The 21,383-nt window shown below is 35.8% G+C and carries 20 protein-coding genes; 5 read left to right on the top strand and 15 right to left on the bottom strand.

Annotation, left to right across the window (positions count from 1 at the left end; genetic code table 11):
* Window positions 1-142 precede the first annotated feature (142 nt).
* From AB3I42_RS00700 to AB3I42_RS00685, 4 genes are all read right to left on the bottom strand, one after another.
* Entirely contained in the window at window positions 143-1,174 is a 1,032-nt protein-coding gene (locus tag AB3I42_RS00700) for an L-threonylcarbamoyladenylate synthase (RefSeq protein ID WP_081122966.1), read from the bottom strand.
* A gap of 190 nt (window positions 1,175-1,364) precedes the next feature.
* The gene (gene prmC, locus AB3I42_RS00695; RefSeq protein ID WP_368022192.1) at window positions 1,365-2,204 is read right to left on the bottom strand and encodes a peptide chain release factor N(5)-glutamine methyltransferase; all 840 of its coding nucleotides are present in this window, start codon (window positions 2,202-2,204) and stop codon (window positions 1,365-1,367) included.
* Window positions 2,197-3,270 (bottom strand): peptide chain release factor 1, encoded by a 1,074-nt coding sequence (gene prfA, locus AB3I42_RS00690; protein WP_010719998.1) that lies wholly within the window; start codon window positions 3,268-3,270, stop codon window positions 2,197-2,199. The genes prmC and prfA overlap by 8 nt, the downstream gene beginning before the upstream one ends.
* 2 nt (window positions 3,271-3,272) lie before the next feature.
* A complete protein-coding gene (locus AB3I42_RS00685; RefSeq protein WP_010719999.1) occupies window positions 3,273-3,857 on the bottom strand; it encodes a thymidine kinase in 585 nt (194 codons plus the stop codon).
* Window positions 3,858-4,090: 233 nt separating this feature from the next.
* Here AB3I42_RS00685 and AB3I42_RS00680 point away from each other — a divergent pair, with 233 nt between their 5' ends.
* On the top strand, window positions 4,091-4,699 hold the full coding sequence (locus tag AB3I42_RS00680; protein WP_034866230.1) for a class I SAM-dependent methyltransferase: 609 nt from the start codon (window positions 4,091-4,093) through the stop codon (window positions 4,697-4,699).
* Between the two features lie 139 nt (window positions 4,700-4,838).
* On the opposite strand, the gene lepB is transcribed toward AB3I42_RS00680, so the two are convergent.
* The 4 genes from lepB to AB3I42_RS00660 form a co-directional block, all read right to left on the bottom strand.
* Window positions 4,839-5,408, bottom strand: a complete 570-nt coding sequence (lepB, locus tag AB3I42_RS00675) for a signal peptidase I (protein WP_010720001.1) — start codon at window positions 5,406-5,408, stop codon at window positions 4,839-4,841.
* Window positions 5,409-5,615: 207 nt separating this feature from the next.
* Complete coding sequence (locus AB3I42_RS00670) at window positions 5,616-6,389, bottom strand: DUF6681 family protein (RefSeq protein WP_010720002.1); 774 nt, start codon at window positions 6,387-6,389, stop codon at window positions 5,616-5,618.
* The gene (locus AB3I42_RS00665) at window positions 6,386-6,886 is read right to left on the bottom strand and encodes a hypothetical protein (RefSeq protein WP_025480242.1); all 501 of its coding nucleotides are present in this window, start codon (window positions 6,884-6,886) and stop codon (window positions 6,386-6,388) included. Before AB3I42_RS00665 ends, AB3I42_RS00670 begins: the two co-directional genes overlap by 4 nt.
* A 187-nt stretch (window positions 6,887-7,073) precedes the next feature.
* Window positions 7,074-7,805, bottom strand: a complete 732-nt coding sequence (locus AB3I42_RS00660) for an epoxyqueuosine reductase QueH (RefSeq protein WP_181914631.1) — start codon at window positions 7,803-7,805, stop codon at window positions 7,074-7,076.
* Between the two features lie 153 nt (window positions 7,806-7,958).
* Between AB3I42_RS00660 and AB3I42_RS00655 the strand changes: the two genes are divergently transcribed.
* Window positions 7,959-9,359, top strand: a complete 1,401-nt coding sequence (locus AB3I42_RS00655) for a TrkH family potassium uptake protein (protein WP_010720005.1) — start codon at window positions 7,959-7,961, stop codon at window positions 9,357-9,359.
* A gap of 167 nt (window positions 9,360-9,526) precedes the next feature.
* On the opposite strand, the gene AB3I42_RS00650 is transcribed toward AB3I42_RS00655, so the two are convergent.
* A complete protein-coding gene (locus AB3I42_RS00650; RefSeq protein ID WP_181914632.1) occupies window positions 9,527-10,189 on the bottom strand; it encodes a CPBP family intramembrane glutamic endopeptidase in 663 nt (220 codons plus the stop codon).
* 498 nt (window positions 10,190-10,687) lie between these two features.
* Here AB3I42_RS00650 and AB3I42_RS00645 point away from each other — a divergent pair, with 498 nt between their 5' ends.
* From AB3I42_RS00645 to AB3I42_RS00635, 3 genes are all read left to right on the top strand, one after another.
* Complete coding sequence (locus tag AB3I42_RS00645; RefSeq protein WP_010738404.1) at window positions 10,688-11,530, top strand: Rgg/GadR/MutR family transcriptional regulator; 843 nt, start codon at window positions 10,688-10,690, stop codon at window positions 11,528-11,530.
* Window positions 11,531-11,751: 221 nt separating this feature from the next.
* Window positions 11,752-13,104: a Mur ligase family protein gene (locus AB3I42_RS00640; RefSeq protein WP_010738405.1), complete on the top strand. Its 1,353-nt coding sequence runs from the start codon at window positions 11,752-11,754 to the stop codon at window positions 13,102-13,104.
* Window positions 13,097-13,789: a type 1 glutamine amidotransferase gene (locus AB3I42_RS00635; RefSeq protein WP_010738406.1), complete on the top strand. Its 693-nt coding sequence runs from the start codon at window positions 13,097-13,099 to the stop codon at window positions 13,787-13,789. Before AB3I42_RS00640 ends, AB3I42_RS00635 begins: the two co-directional genes overlap by 8 nt.
* Window positions 13,790-14,189: 400 nt before the next feature.
* Here the strand turns inward: AB3I42_RS00635 and AB3I42_RS00630 are convergent, their stop codons facing one another.
* The 6 genes from AB3I42_RS00630 to AB3I42_RS00605 all read right to left on the bottom strand — a co-directional run bounded on the left by AB3I42_RS00630 (window position 14,190) and on the right by AB3I42_RS00605 (window position 21,380).
* Window positions 14,190-15,242 carry a hypothetical protein gene (locus AB3I42_RS00630; protein ID WP_181914633.1) on the bottom strand — a complete coding sequence of 351 codons (1,053 nt, stop codon included), beginning with the start codon at window positions 15,240-15,242 and terminating at the stop codon, window positions 14,190-14,192.
* A 50-nt stretch (window positions 15,243-15,292) separates the two neighbouring features.
* A complete protein-coding gene (locus AB3I42_RS00625) occupies window positions 15,293-15,793 on the bottom strand; it encodes a hypothetical protein (RefSeq protein ID WP_225428991.1) in 501 nt (166 codons plus the stop codon).
* A 41-nt stretch (window positions 15,794-15,834) separates the two neighbouring features.
* On the bottom strand, window positions 15,835-17,568 hold the full coding sequence (locus tag AB3I42_RS00620) for a peptidoglycan amidohydrolase family protein (protein ID WP_220380961.1): 1,734 nt from the start codon (window positions 17,566-17,568) through the stop codon (window positions 15,835-15,837).
* A gap of 169 nt (window positions 17,569-17,737) precedes the next feature.
* On the bottom strand, window positions 17,738-20,188 hold the full coding sequence (locus AB3I42_RS00615) for a VirB4-like conjugal transfer ATPase, CD1110 family (protein WP_181933623.1): 2,451 nt from the start codon (window positions 20,186-20,188) through the stop codon (window positions 17,738-17,740).
* Window positions 20,127-20,504, bottom strand: coding sequence for a PrgI family protein (locus AB3I42_RS00610; RefSeq protein ID WP_010720014.1), 378 nt, complete (start codon window positions 20,502-20,504; stop codon window positions 20,127-20,129). The genes AB3I42_RS00615 and AB3I42_RS00610 overlap by 62 nt, the downstream gene beginning before the upstream one ends.
* A 33-nt stretch (window positions 20,505-20,537) precedes the next feature.
* On the bottom strand, window positions 20,538-21,380 hold the full coding sequence (locus AB3I42_RS00605; RefSeq protein ID WP_306690226.1) for a hypothetical protein: 843 nt from the start codon (window positions 21,378-21,380) through the stop codon (window positions 20,538-20,540).
* Between the last annotated feature and the right edge of the window lie 3 nt (window positions 21,381-21,383).

The following is a 21,383-nucleotide window of genomic DNA, read 5'->3' as shown; positions in this document are numbered from 1 at the left end:
CAGATCGCTGTAAAAAGCTACATCTCACGAATGATTGCTGATTCTTTCTCTTTTGAACATGATCTCTCAGTTTTATTCAAGTTTATTCAAGTAGAGTTTACTTTATTGCATTGTATCATAATAAAGTATGGGTACAAGCTACCTACGTTCTTTTTTCAAAATATTTTTGTCCCGCTGATTTTTTTAAGCGATTCATATAAGCATTTCCCAGACCTTCTTCTGGAAATACTGCAACAAAGATCATATCAAGTCCAAGGTTCTTCTCATCTAACCCACGTAATCCTGCAAATAATCCTTTCGTAGCGGCTTCTACTGAATCATCAAAATACATGTAGACTGCTGCTACATCAAAACGAACAGCTTCAGCAATTTTAGGACCTGCAATTACTCCAACACGCAAATGTTCTTCTTTCGCCCATTTTACAGCGCCTTCCCAATCATTTTCTTGGACCATCATGACTTGCGTATCAGGCGAATAGTGCTTATATTTCATTCCTGGTGATTTAGGTGTTTCAGTGCTTTGGACTAAATGACGATCAACGGCCACCTTTCCACCGATCACTTTTTCAAGCTGTTCTTTGGTCACCGCTCCTGGACGTAAAATCATGGGTTCACGATCCGGATCACTGAGATCGATCACGGTTGATTCCACACCAATTCGGGTTGCACCATCATCAATGATCCCATTGATTTTTCCTTTTAAATCATGGTAGACATGTTCCGCAGTCGTTGGACTAGGTTTTCCCGAAGTATTCGCACTAGGACCAACAATTGGTATACCAGCTAATTGGATGACTTCAAGCGTTTTTTTGTTATCTGGCATACGAAAAGCAGCTGTGGATAACCCACCTGTTACAATAGGTGGTAAAGACCCTTTTTTGATCTCAAAAATAAGTGTTAAGGGACCTGGCCAGAAATGATTGACGATTTTTTCCGTTAAAGGATGAAAGTTATCCACAAATTGTTTTACTTGCTCAAACGATGAAACATGGACAATCAAAGGATTATCTTGTGGACGACCTTTGACCGAAAACACTTCGGTTACCGCTTCAGGCAAAAGTGCATTAGCGCCTAGTCCATAGACAGTTTCAGTTGGAAAAGCAACGAGTTCGCCACTTTTTAATGCTTGTGCTGCTTCTGATAATTGTTCTTCATGATAATAGTTTGTTTCCACAGTCTATCCACACCCTCATTTTTCAATATGCTTGATTTATTCTACTTTATCCTCATGTTATCAACAGAGTGTTGATAACTATTTTGTCAATAGTGGATAAGTATGTTGATAAGTCAATAACTCGTTTTCATCCTTGTAAAATCAATGTTTTTTTATGATAAAAAACATAAAAAATATTTTTCATCCACAATCAGCTCATCACAGAAACTATTCGTTCATTTCCAAATAAATCTTTATGAATACTTACTTGTTTATTGGGGAATGCCGTTTGAAAGATTTGTTTCACGATCTCCCCTTGGCTAAATCCTATTTCCAAAAATAGTTTTCCCTCTGGTTTCAAACATTGTTTTGCTTCTTTTGCTATTTTTTTATAGATGGCTAATCCTTCATCTTCGGCAAATAATGCCATTTTAGGTTCAAATGTCCGAACACTTTCATCCATCAATTCCCATTCATCGAAACGAATATACGGCGGGTTGGAAATAATGACGTCAAAGGTTTGATCACTGACCGGTGCCAGTGTATCTCCATGATAAAAATGGATCGCCAGTGCAGCTTGTTGCGCATTCTCTTTCGCTACTGAGAGAGCTGCTGGAGATAGGTCCACAGCCGAAACGTCCCAGTTCTTTCTTGCAGCTTTTAAACTGATCGCAATTGCCCCTGTTCCTGTTCCAATATCTATGACCTTCAAGTTTTGTTCTGACGTTTCTTGCAAACATCGTTCAACTAATTCTTCTGTTTCCGGTCTAGGGATCAAAGTGTCCTCTGTCACTTTTAGGCGGTGACCATAAAAGTCAGCATACCCCAACAAATATTGAGGCGGATAATTGTTCATCAAATGCTCCAGATCTTGTTCGATCATCTGTTGATCTTCGCTAGAAATGGGCTCATTCATCTGCAACAACCAATCAAGTTTTTGCCAACCTTTACGTTCAAGAAAAAGAAATTGGATACTATGTCCTTCTTTTCCATGATCTTCTAAAAAAGAAGAAGCCCGTGATAGGACTTCTAAATACGTGGTCTTACCCATTTTGCATTTCTTCCAATTTTGATGTTTGGTCATACATGATCAACGCATCCACGATCTCATCCATTTTTCCAGCAAGGATTTGATCTAATTTTTGGATAGTTAAACCAATACGATGGTCAGTCACACGGTTTTGCGGGAAATTATACGTACGGATCCGCTCAGAGCGATCACCCGTTCCAACGGCTGATTTACGGTTTGCATCGTATTCACTTTGTGCTTCTTGTTGGATTTTATCATAGACACGGGCCCGTAAAATCTTCATGGCTTTTTCACGGTTTTTCAGCTGTGAACGTTCATCTTGCATTGCTACCACGATTCCAGTAGGTAAATGAGTTAGACGAACTGCCGATGCTGTTTTATTGACGTGCTGACCGCCAGCCCCTGATGCATGATAGATATCTGTTCTGATATCTTTATCTTCAATATCGATTTCTACTTCTTCTGCTTCTGGCATGACCACAACGGTTGCTGTTGATGTGTGGATTCGTCCTTGTGATTCTGTAGATGGCACTCGTTGTACACGATGCGCACCACTTTCATATTTTAATTTTGAATAGACATTTTCTCCAGAGATCATCATGATGACTTCTTTATAGCCACCGATACCAGTAATACTTGCCTCCATCACTTCCGTTTTCCAACCTTGTGATTCTGCATATTTCTGATACATGTTGAATAAGTCACCAGCAAATAACGCTGCTTCATCTCCACCTGCTGCCCCACGAATTTCCATGATGATGTTTTTATCATCGTTCGGGTCCTTTGGTAGTAATAAGATTTTGATTTTTTCTTCTAATTCTTCTTTTTCTTTTTTCAAATCAGATAATTCTTCTTTGGCCATTTCAGCCATTTCATCATCCAACTTTTCACCTAACAGCTCTTCTGTATCTTTGATCCCTTGTACGACATCTTTGTAACGACGGTAGACATCAACAGTTTCACGAGTGTTTGCTTCTTCTTTTGATAATTGCATAAAACGTTTCGTATCTGAAATTACTTCTGGATCGCTTAGTAGCTCGCCCAGTTCTTCATAACGGTCTTCAATTGCTTGTAATTGATCGTACATCTTTATTCTCCTTCTGTCATAATTGATGGTTCAAAATAGTGTTTCCGACAAACGGGGTAATAGGCTTCATTTCCACCAATTTGTACCTGATCCCCCTCGTAAACTGGTTGACCATCGATATAATGTAAATTCATGATTGCTTTCTTATGGCAGAACCAGCAGATCGTTTTCATCTCTTCGATTTTGTCTGCATAAAGCAATAGATATTTTGATCCTTCAAATAACTCATTTCTAAAATCATTCTTCAAACCAAATGCCATCACCGGAATGTTTAATTCATCAACAATTTTCGTAAACGCAATTACGTGTTTTTTCTTTAAAAATTGCGCCTCGTCGATCAATATACAATATGGCTTATCCTCCATTTGAAAAATGACATCAAAGACATCTGTTTCTTCAAAAATCGGCGTGGCTTCTCTTTTTAACCCAATACGACTAGAGACAACACCAACACCATCTCTGGTATCGATCCCACTTGTCATCAAGACAACTGGTTTATTCTGTTCTTCATAATTATGTGCGACTTTTAAGATCTCAATTGTCTTGCCGCTATTCATTGCGCCATACTTAAAAAATAGTTGTGCCATTTACTTGCTCACCTTCCAGTTTGTTCCTATGGTATTATACTTGATTTTCATTATTTTTTACAGTGAGAATTTTTCATCTGGTAAAAACGTTACTTTAGATTAAAACACTCATACATTTAAAACAATAGCTGCGTGTCTTTCAATCCTTCAAAATCAACTAGTGGTTTGGGAAAACAGTTTTTTTTGCTATACTTAACAAAATTCATCTAACTTATGAAGTCAGGAGTGACCTTATGTCAGAAATCTTCAATCAAATCGCAAACCATTATGATACTCCCGAAAGAAAAGCACTAGCAAAAATTATTCAAGATGAACTAATTTCTCAACTACCTTCTTCCACCAAAGAACTGACTTTTATGGATTATGGCGGAGGTACCGGTTTGGTTTCGTTAGCTTTAGCTGACCGATTCAAGCAACTTCTTCTAGTTGATTCCTCTGATGCGATGCTAACAATTGCTGAAGACAAAATTAAGACTAGCGGATTAACAAACGTCTCTTCGGCAACGTTCGATGCCACAACCGAATCCATCGATCAAAAAATCGATCAAAAAGTAGATCTTATTTTGATGTCATTAGTCCTACTGCATATTCCTGACACACGTTTGATCTTAGAAAAACTCTACCACATGCTTACGCCAAACGGTCAACTTTTGATCATTGATTTTGATCACAATGATGCGATCAACCATCCAAAAGTCCATAATGGATTTGACCATGAAGCACTTATGGCTCTACTTGAACAAATTGGGTTTCATTCCACGAATATCCACACTTTTCACTCTGGTAAAAATTTATTCATGAACCAAGATGCCTCTTTGTTTTTTGCTAGCGGAAAAAAATAAAAAATAAGCCACAGAATCCTTAAAATAGGAAAAACTATTTCGGATTCTGTGGCTTATTTTCTGGGCTAGACAACTTGGTCATGACCACTGTTGCCTGCTTTTTGCTCATGCTCTTTCTGATACCTGCTCAGAAAGAGACTTAAAAGATTTTGATTTCGTTCAAAGGCCAGTAACGGAAAACTACTTTTCCTTGAATCATGTCTGCATCCACCAAGCCAAATATTCGGCTATCTTTAGAGATCAAACGATTATCTCCCAAAACTAAATATTTTCCTTTGGGCACAACATATTCAAAATCACTTGTGAAATGCTGCGAATTTTCAGCCTGTGCTTGGAAAGCTTCACTGTAAGAATATTCATTCTGCAATTTATCTTTCGCAAAATCTTTTTTAAACTCATTTAAATAAGACTCATTATATTTTTTACCATTAATCGTCAATTGATCATTTTCCATTTTCACGGTATCGCCCGGCATGCCAATGATTCGTTTAACGATCATTCGTTCTTCATCTCCAGGTTCTTTCGTCGTGATAATATCAAAGCGTTCATACTTTGAGATTTTCGACGAGATCAATCGTTGACCATCACTCAACGTCGGATCCATTGAATGTCCGTTAACGGTAACTGGCGTAAATACATAGACCCGAGCTAATAAAATAGCTGCTAGTACTACGATCAAAATACCCCAATTTTTAAAAAATTCTTTCACAACATACCTCCCGCTTTACTTTTGTTTTCTCTTCGTATTATTCAATTGATTTTTTTATTGTTCTTTTTTATTTTACCTTTTTTAGAAAGTAAAGGAAAGAATAAGAATACATCACGTATAACCCTATTTTTTTCTTTTATTATTCAAAGGGAGATTCTGTCATTTTTCATCCACAATTTTCCAACCTGTCTTGATCAACGTGATCCATTAACTTCGTGAATGCTTTCTTCGTTGACTTCTACTGTAAACCATTGCTTCATTTTCTGGTTGTTCTTTTTTCACGATAAGTTTTAAACGATAAGGCTCATGATACCTTAAGCCTTCTTTGACGAAGTCACCACCTACAATAAACAACCCAACTGGTTCGAGCTTTTCATCCGCCGAATCCATAAGAATCGTTCCAACAGGGGCTAAATCCGAGTAGCTGCGCCCAATACTCAACTGATATTCTTTTTCTGCTACTTTTTTAACGTAATAATAAGGATAAAGTGTGTTACGATCCACAAGATAGCCATCCATTCTTCCTAGATCATTTGTTTTAATCTCACCATTCCCGATTAAATAACGCATGTTTTCAGCTAATCGCAATTGATAATCTTCATCATAAGAAACACTGACTTCTTTCGTGTTCACTTTGTCGATTGCACCGCTATTCAGCATCGCTTCTTCTGTTTGAATATTGAATGCTTCTTCCGGTAAATATTTGACAAACAATTGTGTCACATCCGCTTTGGTATTCTTATCCAGAAAGTAATAAAATACATTCAAAATGATAAAATACACTAACACTAAAAAGCCGATTCCATACAAGAAAAATTGTAAGTAATTTTGGTTTTGCCAAAGTCCATAAATAATCCGTAAAAGATACATCGTTGGGATTACACTTAAAATCGTATAGCCTCGATTTAAATATTTAGGACTAATATCTAAATAACCTAAAAACTTATGCACGCTATTGATAATATCTAATAAAATTGTCATTGTGAATCACCTGCTTGCTGATTATACACTTGTTTTCCATCTGTATTTTGGGTTGGCGTTACATTTTTCACGGTAGCCTCTCCACTATCCTGTCCTTCAGTACTTGGTGTCGTATTACTTGGTACTGTTGACGAACTTGAGCTTGGTTCTGTATGATTTCCTCCATTGATCGCATTCGTATCACTGGTTTCGGATGAACTGCTTCCTTGCTTGTCAGACTTTTCTTTCGAACTACTTGGTTGCTCTGTAGAATACGTATTTTCGTTGGTTGAACTCGTATTTTCTTCCCATGTGCTCGATGAATCATTCGTCTGATCCAGTGTTGTCGACGTTTCATTAGATGTGGTCTCTGGTGTTGATGTTGGTGTTGTTTCTTCCACCGAACTTGAACTAGGGGTACGATAACTTGAGCTGTTGACAACACCGGTCGCAGTAGCAACGATTGTTGAAATAGTTAAGACTGCTATTGGTTTCAAAATAGGTGCTACTTTTCGCATCATATCTCTTCCTTTATGTTTTATTTTTCATCACTATTATTTTTTATGCTTGGTCTAAAATTCATTTTTCCACCAAACTGAATATTCGTTTTCAATCGAATCAATCGCTTTTATTTTGACACTTAATTATACTTAACATAAATTTCTTATTTTTTTCTTACGTTTTCTTGAAAATTTTATAATAGAGCTAATTAATTGAAATTTTTGAACTTGCTAAATAATCCTTTGCTTCTTGGTTTATTTTCTTTAAATCACAACCTTGCTGTTTAGCTGCAAAGACACAGCCACAGTAACACTGACGAAAAATGTCATACTCTTTACACATCTGGATCGATCGCTCGTATCCTTTATTTTTCTTAAAATCACTTGGTAAGTAATGAGTTCCATAAATTTTTTGGATATCCATCCCGATTTGGTTGATCAGAGTAGCATTTTTCTTGGGTGAGATCGTTAATGCACTCCCAAAATAATCATAACCAAGTTCTTGGGCTTTTTGTGCTACCAGGTCTAAACGCATATTAAAACAGGCACTACATCTTGCGCCACCTTCTTTTTCTTCCGTAAGGCCTTGCGTAATGACCATTTTATTAAACTCGCTGGGGCGGTACTCATCAACGATCAGCTGAACATGATGATTGGTTTGCTCGTTAAACTGATTAACAAATCGCTTTTGTTCATGGAGTCTTCTTAAATATTCATTTTTAGGATGGATATTAGAATTTGAAAAAAATAAAGTAACCTCTGCAAATTGGCACATAAATTCTAACGTATGTGTGCTGCAAGGAGCACAACAAGTATGGATTAATATTTTTGGTAGAGTTTCTTCTTGTTGCCATTGTTGGATCATTTTTTGTAGTACTCGATCATAATTTATTTTCTGGTTTTTCATTTTTTCAACAATTACCTTTGCATCAATCATTGGGAGACCTCGCTATTCTTCAATTCTTCCATAATTATATGCTATTTGATAGCAAATCAAAAGAAAACGTACATTTTGTTTAAGATTTCTTTGAGTATTATTTATAACCTCGGTATACTGAAAGAAACAACTTTTAAAAAGGAGGATAGTTTCTTGAAATTAACCCTTTTCATGCGGAAATTAAGACGTCGAAGCGAACGTTACGCTTCTAGTCATTTTTCTTCAATCCAAGTCATTGTTTTTTACTATCTTATTATGACCATTGTCTCTTTAGGATTGTTTTACATTCCTTTTTTTCGTGAACCAGATAGTCACGTACCTTTTATCGATATGCTTTTCATGGCGATCAGTACAATCAGTGTAACGGGATTGTCCACATTTGATATTAATTCGGCTTTTAATGATAACGGGGTAATCTTACTTGAAATACTATTCCAAGTAGGTGGATTAGGGATTATGATGATCTCTACTGCTTTTATTATCTTTTCTAAACGAAGAATCACGTTACGACAGCGACAACTGATCATGACGGATATGAATCAGCCACGCTTATCTGGTATTGTTCGTTTGATTCGTATCACCTTTGTAATTTTGTTGTGGTTCCAAGTCCTTTTTGGCGCTTTCTTTTCCATTTATTTCTATTATCGAGGCTACTTTGATCATTGGCGGGATGCACTTTTCTATGGATTTTACCAATCGATTTCTGCTGTGACCAATTCGGGTTTCGATGTCACAGGAAACTCAATCGAGCCGTTTGCACATGACTATCTGTTCCTATTTGTTATCATGTTTTTGATTTTTATTGGTGGGATAGGATTTCCTGTTTTGATGGAATTTCGTGAATGGATTTTGTATAAACGCTCAAAAGCAAAATTACCGTTTCGCTTTTCCTTATTTACAAAATTAGCGGTTTTAGCCTTTATCATCTTATTTGTTGGTGGGACGCTGTTAATTTTTTTACTTGAAAAAGACCATCTTTTTCAAGATTCTAGTTTAAGTGTCAAGTGGATCAATTCTATGTTTTACTCTATGACTACTCGTAATGCTGGCTTACAAATCCATGATTTGGGTAATTTCCAAATCACTACATTGATCGTTTTTTCTTTATTGATGTTCATTGGATGTAGCCCCAGTTCGGTAGGTGGTGGGATTCGTACAACGACCGTAGCAATTATTGGTCTTTATCTCTACTCTTTCCTTAAAAGCGAAGACAACATCAATATTTTTGGTCGTCGAATCGATAATGATGATGTGCGTAAGTCAGTCGTTGTATTTATGTTATCTCTTGGTATGTGTTTTTTCTGTATCGTCTTTTTATCAGCTACAGAAAATCAGCCTTTAATTGCAATTATCGTTGAAGTAACTTCAGCCTTCGGAACCACTGGCTTATCCCTGGGAATTACTGGGAACTTGTCAGTAATTGGGAAAATCACGATCGCAGCTTTAATGTTTATCGGTCGTATCGGTATGTTGTATACTTTGATGTTATTTGTTCCAAAAGAAACACGAGATTTAGGCTACGAATACCCTACTGAAAAAATCATCATTGGGTAAAATTTCAGACAATCGACAAACCTTGAAAGGCTGAATCTGTATTTAGTATACAAAAATGCATCCTGTGTCGCTCTAATAAAAATAACCCAAAGTAGTCAGAAAATAGAAAAGCTATTTTCGGCCACTTCGGGTTATTTATTTGTACTGAAAACTTTGCTCTTATTTGTCTAAGAGGATAATAAACTTCCTAAAACAAAAGCAATTAAATCAAAAGCATAATGCACTGCCCAACTAGTATTCAATGACTTTGTTTTTAAATAGGCTTGGTTAAACCAAAGTCTAATTCCTCCTTGAACTAAGATGACTTGCACAATCGTGAACAACGCTGAACTTCCTAGATAAGTTTCAAAATGAATCAGTCCAAAAATAATTGCTGTGAGAAATGATGCCACCTTAGTATTGATCCTCATTTTTTTACGTAAAGTATCAAAAATAGTGATCGAAAATAGTTCTTCTCCCAGTAAAGCAATTGGTAAAATAAATACAAAAAACCACCAAGGATTATCTTGCGCACTATTTGCTTTCGTCTGAATATCTAACAACTGTGCCAGTATTCCCATGATCATCGAAGCCAACATACCATAAATTTGTGAACCAACTAAAATCAGCAAGAATGTTTTTATCAATCGTTTAGGTGTACTAAATAATTGCCTCACACCAACAAAACCAAATACCAGTAAATAGCTTACTAAACCACTAATAACAAGAAAACTAAACTGAATATAATAAAAGTCAACCTGGGTCAACCCATAGAACCCTACCCCTAACACTCCAAAAGCAATCATTATTCTAAGGACTTGATTATTTGGTTCTGTAATTCTTTTTGTCATATTTCTTGTTCCTCTTCCGTTAAATAATTATCATTTGTTCATTGATTAGTCGCTGACGACCCTTCACATGAGTATTGTTTACGTGTCTTTTATACTGCCCCATCTCCTCAAACAAGCCTTCATCATTGACAGATTTCCAATGATTTATCATGAATGTTTTCCTTTAATTTTCCATAGTATAATCATCTACGAATGAAAATTCTTTTATAGTCCTATATTTAAGACTTTTGGTACTTTGTATCTAAAAATAATCTGACCATAAATACAATAAATATGCGAATAATTAGTTTTTTTGAACTCCACTTGACCTTCATTCGTACTTATTTGTTATAAGAAACGTGCGGATAACACCCCTCGTCTAACTCTACTAAATTCTCTTTCTTTCAGTCGCTTTTCTGGTCACTTTTCCAAAAGTATCTTTCTTAGAATTTTGACAATTTTTTTGCTACTATTACTTCATTACATAAACACATAAAATAATTTTGATGGAGAGATACTATGGAGTATGGTCAGTTAGTACGAAAAATCCGATTAGATAAAGGTTTTTCTCAAAAGGAAATCTATTCAGGAATCGTAACAAAATCTTATTGCATTGAATTTGAAAAAGGAAACCATGACTTGTCTTTCCGACTTTTAGCTCAAGTGTTGGAGCGATTGCTGGTAGATGTGGAAGAATTTATCTTTTTATATGACTATTATCACTCTTCTTCACAAAATTTATGGAAACAATATGAATTGGCTTCTAATACAAAGGACTTAGAAAAGCTCTTTGAGATCTATCAAACGACAACCGCTTCAAAAGATAAAAAAATTCAGCTTCTAAACGCTTTAACTAAAATTGGCCATGATCAATTGAGCGACCATCAAATAGACAATGAGACCTTGGAGTTCCTTGTTGATTATTTAAAATCCATCGAAACATGGACACTACAAGAAATCAAAATTTATACCAACACCTTGAATTACTTTTCAGAAGAACAGCAACAAATTTTCTATAAAAATTCATTAAAAAAAATTCAGATCTATCAAGAATATCCCGCTGGTAAAAAAATTTATTTGACGTTGCTTCTTAATAGTTGCGGTCATTTTATTTCCTATGGGAATTTCTTTTTAGCAAAAGATGCGCTTAGTCATTTAAAGGAATTAACTACCGGAACTGAAGATACAATCTTTAAATTATATCGTATTTATTTTGAGAACATTCTGATTTACTGTACAGAAGAAAAAAGCACAAGTGAAACAATGATCCACTTTATTATCGAAACCTTAGACAAACTGGAGTATTCTTTTTTAAGCGAACAATGTACACTCTTTTTTCAGACGATCAAAAACAACTATTAATTCACTATAGTTATTCCTAAAAAATCAACTGTTATCCGCTGGGGCTATTCTTAGACTAAACGAAACTTCAAATAAAAAATCAAGCCTAGTACCAATCGTTGTTAGACAAGAGAATCGCAACCATTTCTTAAAAAAAAGAAAAGCAATTTAACCTTTTTTTGAACATATGGTATGATTAATTGAATTTACTCGTCGTTAAGACGTTTTATGGAGGTTACATAATGGGAGTACGCAGTCAATTTGCGATTGCTGTTGGTAAAACATCACAATGGGCATTAAAAACCTTCTTTAAAGGAGGATCAAGTTTACCGGGTAAACTTGCACTAAAAATCGACCCACACATTTTAGACAGTCTTGCAAAAGATTATCAAGTGGTTGTCGTTACTGGAACAAACGGAAAGACATTGACAACTGCTTTGACAGTTAATATATTACGGCAACAATTTGATGAAGTATTAACCAACCCAACTGGGGCAAATATGGTTCAAGGAATCGTTTCTACTTTTTTGCAAGCCAAACCTAAAAAAGGGCAAAAAAAATTCGCTGTTTTAGAAATCGATGAAGCAAGTTTGAGTAAAGTAACTGAATACATGAAGCCTGAACTATTTTTATTTACAAACATTTTCCGTGATCAAATGGATCGTTATGGAGAAATCTATACCACCTACAAAATGATTGTAGACGGAGCAGCGAAATCACCTGATGCCACAATTATCAGTAACGGAGATTCGCCAATCTTCAACTCTGTGGAAACAATCAATCCTCGCCAATATTATGGGTTTGATCATGAAGAAGACCATGAACAAATGGCTCATTATAATACGGATGGTGTGCTCTGTCCTAAATGTCATCATATTTTACATTACAAGATGATCACGTATGCAAATTTAGGGAAATACTATTGTCCAAACTGTGACTTTAAACGTCCTGAACTTGATTATCGTCTAACGGATATGTTGCGCATGGACAATGTCTCAGCTGATTTTACGATTGATGGTCATAACTATGGAATTGAAGTTGGCGGGATGTACAATGTCTACAACGCGTTAGCTGCCACAGCGGTAGCTGAATATTTTGGGGTAACCCCTGAAAAAATCAAGCAAGGCCTAGGATACGACGAAAAAATATTTGGTCGTCAAGAAATCATTGATATCAATGGTAAAAAATGTACACTCGTACTTGTTAAAAATCCTGTTGGAATCAATCAGGTCATCGATATGATCGGCTTAGCCCCTTATCCATTCTCACTAGTTGCTTTATTAAATGCAAACTATGCAGATGGAATTGACGTTAGTTGGATCTGGGACGGAAATTTTGAACATTTTGCTGATATGGATATTCCTGCAGTGATCGCTGGTGGGGATCGTCATACCGATATGTCGTTACGTCTAAAAGTTGCAGGAATCCCTGAAGATAAGATCATCGAAACAAAGGAACTGAATGAAGTCATTAAAAATATCAAACAATTACCGACCGAACACGTCTACATCCTAGCTACCTATACAGCAGTTCTTCAATTACGAAAAGAATTAGCGAATCAAGGATTTATCAAAGGAGGGATGAATCATGCCTAATTATGAACTGAATATCGCCCATCTTTACGGTAATTTGATGAATACTTACGGAGACAACGGCAATCTATTGATGCTTAAATATGTCGCTAAAAAATTCGGTGTGACCTGTCATACCGAAATTGTCAGTCTGCATGAACCATTTGAAGCAGATAAATATGATTTAGTCTTTTTTGGTGGCGGACAAGATTATGAGCAACTGATCATTTCAAAAGATATCCAAGAAAAAAAAGCAGCACTAACAAACTACATTGAAAATGATGGTGTGATGTTAGCTATCTGTGGCGGGTACCAATTCCTTGGACACTATTATGTGGGTGCCAATGGAGAAAAAATCCAAGGAATCAGTGCCTTAGACCATTACACCTTAAGTCAAGAAAATAATCGTTTTATCGGCGATATCGTTATCTATAATGAAGAGTTTAATGAAACCTATTATGGTTTTGAAAACCACAATGGGCGGACATTCTTAGGGGAAGGCGAACGACCTTTAGGAAAAGTCGTTCAAGGTCACGGAAATAATGGTGAAGACCAATCCGAAGGCGTCATTTATAAAAATGTTTTTGGCTCTTATTTCCACGGACCGATTCTTGCCCGAAATGAGAATCTTGCGGAACGATTGATTCGTTTAGCACTTAAACAACGTTATGGAACAGAACTTGATTTACCAGTCGAATCTTTAGCATAAAACATAACTTTTGTTACCATTAATATTTGCTGGATTGTGATTGTAAATAAATCAATAGTAACAAGCGCAACACCACAACAGAAATAGCAAACTTTAATAATTGAGCCAAAGAATACGAAAATCACTGCTCTGATTTCTGGTATTCTTTGGCCTATTTTTGATCAAGTAATGATTATTACCTTGGGATACGATTGGAAAAGCAAATGACTTCACTGACGATAAGAAAGAATCGTTTGAAAAAGCGAACTAACTTTTCTGCCGTTACCTCTTTTCATTAACACTTCAACACTATCTTTTAACTAATAATTTTAGCTAATTTGCCAATCAGTTTTTCTTTTTTATTATTCTATTCCCCTTAATTAGTTACCCTTCGACAAATAACAACTGAATCCAAGACCACTCATTCCCTATCATTGATATCTGATTGACCAATCATTTCTAATCGTTGTTCCCACAATAATTGATTTCCCGGATCTTCATTTTGCTGGTATAACTCAATAAAATCAATAATGATGGAAGCTTGTTCGATATAAGTTTGTAATATTTTTTTCACTTCTTCCTCTTGGATCAATTCTAAATGTTTCGTTGTTTCTGCAATCTTCTTCTGTTTTAAAAAAAACAACCCTTTCTGTAAATAATTTTGGTCTAACTTTCTTGATAATTCTTCACTTTCTAAATATTTATTTAATATCTCTGCTTCGGCCAATTGTTCTAATTCAATGTAAGCAAATGCAAGCATCACTTTTCTTTTGTCAGATAAATTTTCTGGGGACGTTTCAATAACTACTTCCCAATTTTTTTCAAAAAAAGCTAAATCAAATTGTGCATCTGCGGTGGGGTAATATTCATTGATCTCTTTCAACCATGTAAATTCTTGTTGCTCTGTCAAATAGTTGATCAATTCATGACGCTTTTCTGGATATTCCGTTGCCGCTTGAAGATAGGCTTGCGCTTCGATTAATTTTGCCCACTCCTGCTCCTCTGTCGTGGTAATTTCTTTTTGATCTACTTTCGTAATAAAGTGTGGCCACATTACGCTAATGCCTATGAAAAGACTGAAAACAATCACCACAATAAACCAGACCCTTTTGATCGTGGGAATCAAAGATAGTAATTTTCCTTTGGTTGATCTGCTAGGTTCACCATACTTAATTGCTTTTTTCGTGCGTATCGCTGCTTTACTTTTTGTCGTCTTCTTTTTACTTCGGACTATCTGATATTGCCCACTGATTATTTCTTCTATGGCATCCTTTAACGGAAATTGTAATTCCATTGAATGAAGAAGGTGATTTTTATGATTGTAAATCCGAATACGACAACTACCTATGCTTTTATTAAGGATCGTTTGTTTATTGACCTCTTCTAATAAAATGAGGGCCTCGAAAATCGGTAGACGCTCTTCTTCGATTTCTAGCCTTTTGACATGATCAATCAGTACAGTTTCTCTTGCCATAGATAGACATCCTTTTCATTTACCAAAAGTGATGGACAAAACCGGTATTTTCATTCTGCGTATTCTTTCGATTCCTTTTCAGCTATCTCTATTGGTTGATACCTTTCCACCAAAAAGTGTTTTGTAGCTGAATCAAACACATACCAAATTTGAAACAGCCCTTCATTCTCAAGTGTTTTAGTAGACTTACCTTCTTGATTCAAACTATCAATCGTCCTTGTGACGTTGGCAATCACTTCAATTTGTTGGTCATTCACGTGACGTATAAAATTCTTACTTTTTATAAAACGAGAATGTCCAAAAAATTGTGGAAAAAAATCGCTTTGCTTTCTGCTTTCTTCTTCAGCAATTTTCGCTTGTTTTGCTAAAAATTTCTCATAATTCAAATAATTATCCCCGTACTCTGTGAAAGTAAAATACGAGCGTAAAAAATCATTGACCTGTTGTTCCGAGAAATGAGCAACAGGTATACGGTTATTTGCTTCTTGCTGTGTGTTCTTTTTACCAAAAGTATATCCAATACTTACGGCTATACTGCTACTGATAACCAAACAAGCAATCGTTGTAAATAATTGATGTTTATTTCTGATTTTTACCCGCTCCCTACGATTCGATAAAAGTAAACTGGTGCCAGTTGTGGATCACCATAATACCCTGCAAATGGAGTAATGACGACATCACCATTTTGACTAAATCCTTTTTTCGTAGCGGGTGTACAGTGAATAATCGTTTTTCCACCAGCATCTAAAAAGAATCCTGTATGCCCAAAATCGCCCGACGAATTACCTTTTTCTCCCCAAATAAATAAGTCACCTGCTTGTACTTCGGAATAGTTGATCGGATAGAGAAGTTGTCCTTCCAAACCATAAAGTGTTTCTGTATTTCCCAACGGTACATTTAGTCCCATTTCATTCAACACCCAAATTACGTAAGACGAGCAATCGTGATAAGGAAATACGCCTCTTTGGTTTCCCTGAGAATAATACACACCTTTTTGATGAAGACTTTGTGCTTTAGCTAAAAGAGCCTCATGAAAGTCAGAGAATCGCTCCCACAGCAATCCCATCTCTTGCTTTCCACCCAATTGCACCATTAATTGTTTGATCGCAGGCACCCAATAACGATTGAGCCCCATGGGATCATTTGTCGCATCAATCGGACAATAGACCGCTCCTAATTGTTCGATAGTTACTCGTTGCTGGTCAATAATCAGCTTTTTAAGTGTTCGACCAGTTGCTTCGATTCCTTCGTCTAACGTACGATATGAAATTAAACCTTGATCATTCATTAGACCAGCTGGGTTATTTTTTTCTAAGATTCCTTTACTAGTTCCCCAGGCACTTTCATGAATCATGATCGCCGCTAAGATCACCGGTGAGATGCCGTTTCTTTTTGCTTCTTGTAAAATTTTATCTGCTCGATCGCTAAACGCATGACACTTAAGCAGAATTAATTGCCGAAATGTCCATTCATCAAATGACGTGTTTTGATTACCAGAGTCTAATTGGAATGTTTCCGAATATGCTACTTCTTCAAAATAAAAACTTGGATTTACTGATTGTCCATTTTTGGAATATTCAATGGTTACTTCATTTTCTTTCGCTACAGTTCCAATCAATTCTCCCGAAACGACTTCTTGGTCATGATTGACTAATGGTGAAACATTCTTTAAGACAAGCTGTCGATTATTGAATTGGATCACGATTGACAGATCAGTCACAGTCGTTTTCCCAGCCATCGGAGCATATAATTCTATATTTTTCTCAGCTTGTAATTGGATTCCCTGAAATAGCTTTTTTTCTTGGCCATCGAGAAAGTAACCATATCTTTGATTGACCATTAATCGATGATCTTCCTTAAATGGCGATTGTAGTTCCATCAATTGACGATAACGACCAATCGTTGAACCAACATTCAATCGTTCTTTCAATTCTTCTGTCCATTCAATAATCTGAGTAAAATATTTTGTTGTTAATGTTGCTTCGTTCCCTTTTGCATGAAGGGACCATAAGTTATCATGGATCTCATGGATTTTCGCTTTGATTACTGGATTTTCGAGTTCCACATTCTCATAACAAATACCCAAATAAGACAATAATTCATCAATATTAGAAACCAAATTCATGTCTTGTGTCATCCCTATCTGTCCGTTGATTTTAATAATGTTATGCTGCTGACGAAGCACTCGATTTTTTTCAACATCCAAATGAGTCATGTACGTCCAAATATTTGTTAATTCAAATTCATTGATATTGGGTACACTCGAATAAATGACACTGGTTATCCCTATCGTCAGTAAGAATAGTAATACACAACTAAGAACCATGAGTGATCTAAAAAAATGCTATTTATTGGGCTGAACAGCTAAGAACTTACGACGCTTTTTTCTGAAGGGAACTAACATTTTATTTGTAACGCTCCGTTTTATCGATTGATTCAAGCTACTTGATAGAAAAATTTTCCGATACTCGTTGTCTCGTTTGTTCCAATTAGATTTATTCATCGGATTGTTCCTGTTTTCTTTTTATCCGTTCCTCGGGATCAGTCGTGATTAATTCATATAATCTTGTGGTTGAATCAACGGTATTAGAAAAAGGCACGATTGCATGACCTGCACGTATCAACCCTGCACCTTTTGGCGGATGGATCAAGTGTTTTTGTTGTTGAGTAGAAAGACGAAAAAGAGTAGAAAGTTCGTCCAGATCACTTTTAGCCTGTTTTAGCATAATGATAAATTCAGTGTTGCTTAGCATCCTCCGTGCTTTATCTGAAAGCAGTAACGTCTCCACATTTTGCGTGATCCCTGTAGGAATTGCTCCCCACTTTCGGATACGACTCCATAATTCAAAAAAATAATTTTCACAGTAAGGATCATTTAGCATCAACTGCATTTCATCAATGTAAATCCACGTAGTGATCCCTCGATCCCGATTACGTACCACCCGATTCCATACTTGCTCTAAAACCACCATCATCCCAAATGTTTTTAACTGACTTCCTAACTCTTTGGTGTTGTAGATGATAAAACGCTTATTTAACTCAATATTTGTCGTATGGGAAAAAATCGCTAAAGAACCTTCAATATATAATTCTAAGTCTAATACTAGTGCCTGCGCTTCTTTTTCCGGCTGTTCTTTGAGCAACGTAAACCATTCCTTCGCTAATGTTGGCATTTGCTTGTCCTGAGAATGAAAATAGTTAAAATAAGTCAAGCGAGTCACACGATCAATGATGGAACGTTGTGCGGAATTCAAACCCGATTGTCCACCGATCAAAGCTTCAAATGCTGTTAACAAAAAGTCGGATTTTAATTTTACTGGATCAACTTCCCCACTTAAATCATCTGTGATATCCAATAGATTGATAAATGTATCGGTATTTGGTGCAATTTTAACAATTTGCGCATCAAAAGTTTGCCCAATTAATGTATCTTCATCTTCAGGATCAATCGAGATGATTTCGTCTGTTGGATTTTTTAGTAGTGTAGTAATTTCTTCATATTTTTTGGCTACCCCTTTTCCTGAGCCTGAACTACCTAAAATCATTCCACTTGGGGTATTCAACCGTTTCCGATTGATCCGAACTACATTTTTCGTTAGCTTATTCATTCCATAGTATTTACCCTCCTCGTGGTCAAGTTCTTGCGCAGTAAATGGAATAAAAATAGCTGCACTTGCTGTAGTCAATGTTCGGCGGGTTGTTATCCAATTTTTTCCAAATGGAAGGACGGAGTTCATCCCTTCTAGTTGTAGATAATCCAAATAATGAAAGTCACAACCATTTTTTCTGGCAATACTCAAAACTCGTTCGGCTATATCAGTCAATTTTTCTTTTGTGTTTGTTCTGAAATAGACAAAAACCGAAACGAAAAATAAATTCTGTCCTTCTTTTAACAAATCATCTAATAATAAATTAGCTTCATTGATACTATTGGTTAATTCATATGGAATACTTGTATAAGGATCGTAGCCTTTTTGAGTTGCTTTTCTTTGAGCAGCGACTTTGTCTCCTTCCATATAGGCTTTTTTTATTTGAACCAGATGATTGGCTTGCTCAGCCCCGACTGGATCAATGTGGATCGATAACGTGATTTCTTCGGGTATTTCCATCAATTCTGCCATGAGTTTATCTGACAATCTAGCTGGATAGTCTTTTAGGTAAAGAATCTGGGCATATTCCTCATTGATTTCAAAATAGTTTTTCTTTTTAAAATTAAAACTGGAAGGAGCAATCACAGCTTTTGTTGAAAGATGATTAAAGACTAAATCGGAATAGTTAAATTGAAAGTGTTCCGATGATTTCAACAACTGATTGACCAATTTTAGACGCTTTAAACCGTCTAATGGGTCAACCGTTGAGCCAATTTCTTCCAAATTTCCGATTAAATTCTTTTCGATTCGTCCCAATAATTGTTTTGCCTGCTCTAAGTGATTGGCTGGAGTACTGAAAGTCAAATAGTTTTCTTTTGTAAAACGATTCTCCCCTTCATTGATTTTTTGAAGAAGCATCTGATTGACTTCTTCACGATAGCTATCATGTTGATCGCCTTTACTCTCATAAAAAAGCTTATCCGTCATCTCATCAAGCTCAACTCTTTTTTTTAAGATCGTGATTGTTAGATGGATCGTATCATCAAGACTGTTCAATAGTTCACCGTACCTTTGGAATATCAGCAATTGTTCATCTTGTTGAGCAATTTGATAATTCACATCTGAAAATCGAACACTTTTGGAATAATAATTAGGTACAATTTCACAAATGCCACTTTCAAACATTTTTTCATAACGCAACAAATCTTGGACATTACGCTTTGGCGCTAACTTTTTTTGATATTGCCCTCTTTTTTTCTTTTGTTTTTGCATCAAACGAATAAATTTTTTATTATTAGTTTCCGTACTCAACTTGTTTTCTTTCGGCACGCTTACTCCTTTGACCCACCATGGCATTTGAATACAACTCCTCTACAATAGGATAAGTATAATAATTCGCCAATTGAAAATAATTCCATCGAATCTGCACATACTTTTCTAAAGGTAAGTGATTAGGTGTCAGCCAGCCCACTGACAAGATAGGGGCACTGAGTACCATAAAAACGATCCCGATATCATCAATCGGATACTTCCAACTGACATAATTTAAAATGCCCAGAGGAACGATCAAAAGCAACGTTACAACAGCAGAGATAAATTGTCTTAACGAAACGCCAAAAAACAATTTTTCTTGGTAGGTTAAAATTTCTTTTCGAATTGGTACTTCAATCATCGATTTTATTTCCCTCCAGTTAAAAATGATTCTCTAGGCAGTTGCAAGAATGATTTTTGCCCATTTATTGGTATAAAATAAACTAGCACATAATGTTAGACAATTCCCTGATATCCCACTGATCACTGCAATCATTCCCTGTTTTTCATCAATTGAAAACACAGAATGTACGAGCAGTGGATAAAAACTTAATATAATAAATAAGAGGATCCCTTGCAGGGAGGAAGCACAAACTAATTTCAAAAAATTTTTACCAATCGAACTAACTTCTTCATTAAGAAACGTCACAAGAGGTAATGGAGAAATGCTAAAATACAAATAAATTTCAAAAAAACGCATGAAAATAACCAGTTTTGTTAGCACACTTGTTAGTACGGATAAAATCAACGGGATCAACAAAATAATTAACAACGTAAGTTTTTCAAAAAAGCCCCAATGATAGATTCCCTCAATCAATGAAAGAACATCAACAGTCTTACTTCCACCTTCTCGAATCCCAATTTGACTGATACCATTACTGATTGTTGTACTAATTTCAACGATCATATGGATAAATATTGTTAAATGGCGCATGATCAACAGGCTTACTCCTAATTTAAGAAAGAGCGGGAGGAACAACTCCATGCCACCAAAACCGGAATAATTTCCATAAATCTTTTGTGCCATTTGTTGAAACTCCAGCAATAGTAAAAAGCCTAGTACAGAATAAGCAATTGGTTTGATTACTCCATTCATAATTAACTCACTGTATTGATAGATATCAGGTAGATAGGTTTCTAGATTTTGTAGTAGCATATTTTTAGGGTCGTTTGAAAAATTTAATTGATCAGCAATTGTTTGCAGTAAAAATTTGATTGCACCGTTCAGCTTAGCCACTTC

The sequence above is a fragment of the Enterococcus sp. C53 genome (genome assembly GCF_040887425.1).
In the GTDB taxonomy this organism is placed as follows: domain Bacteria; phylum Bacillota; class Bacilli; order Lactobacillales; family Enterococcaceae; genus Enterococcus_B; species Enterococcus_B hirae.
The sequence above is the reverse complement of the archived record's forward strand: the minus strand, read 5'-3'. Positions and strand labels throughout refer to the sequence as shown.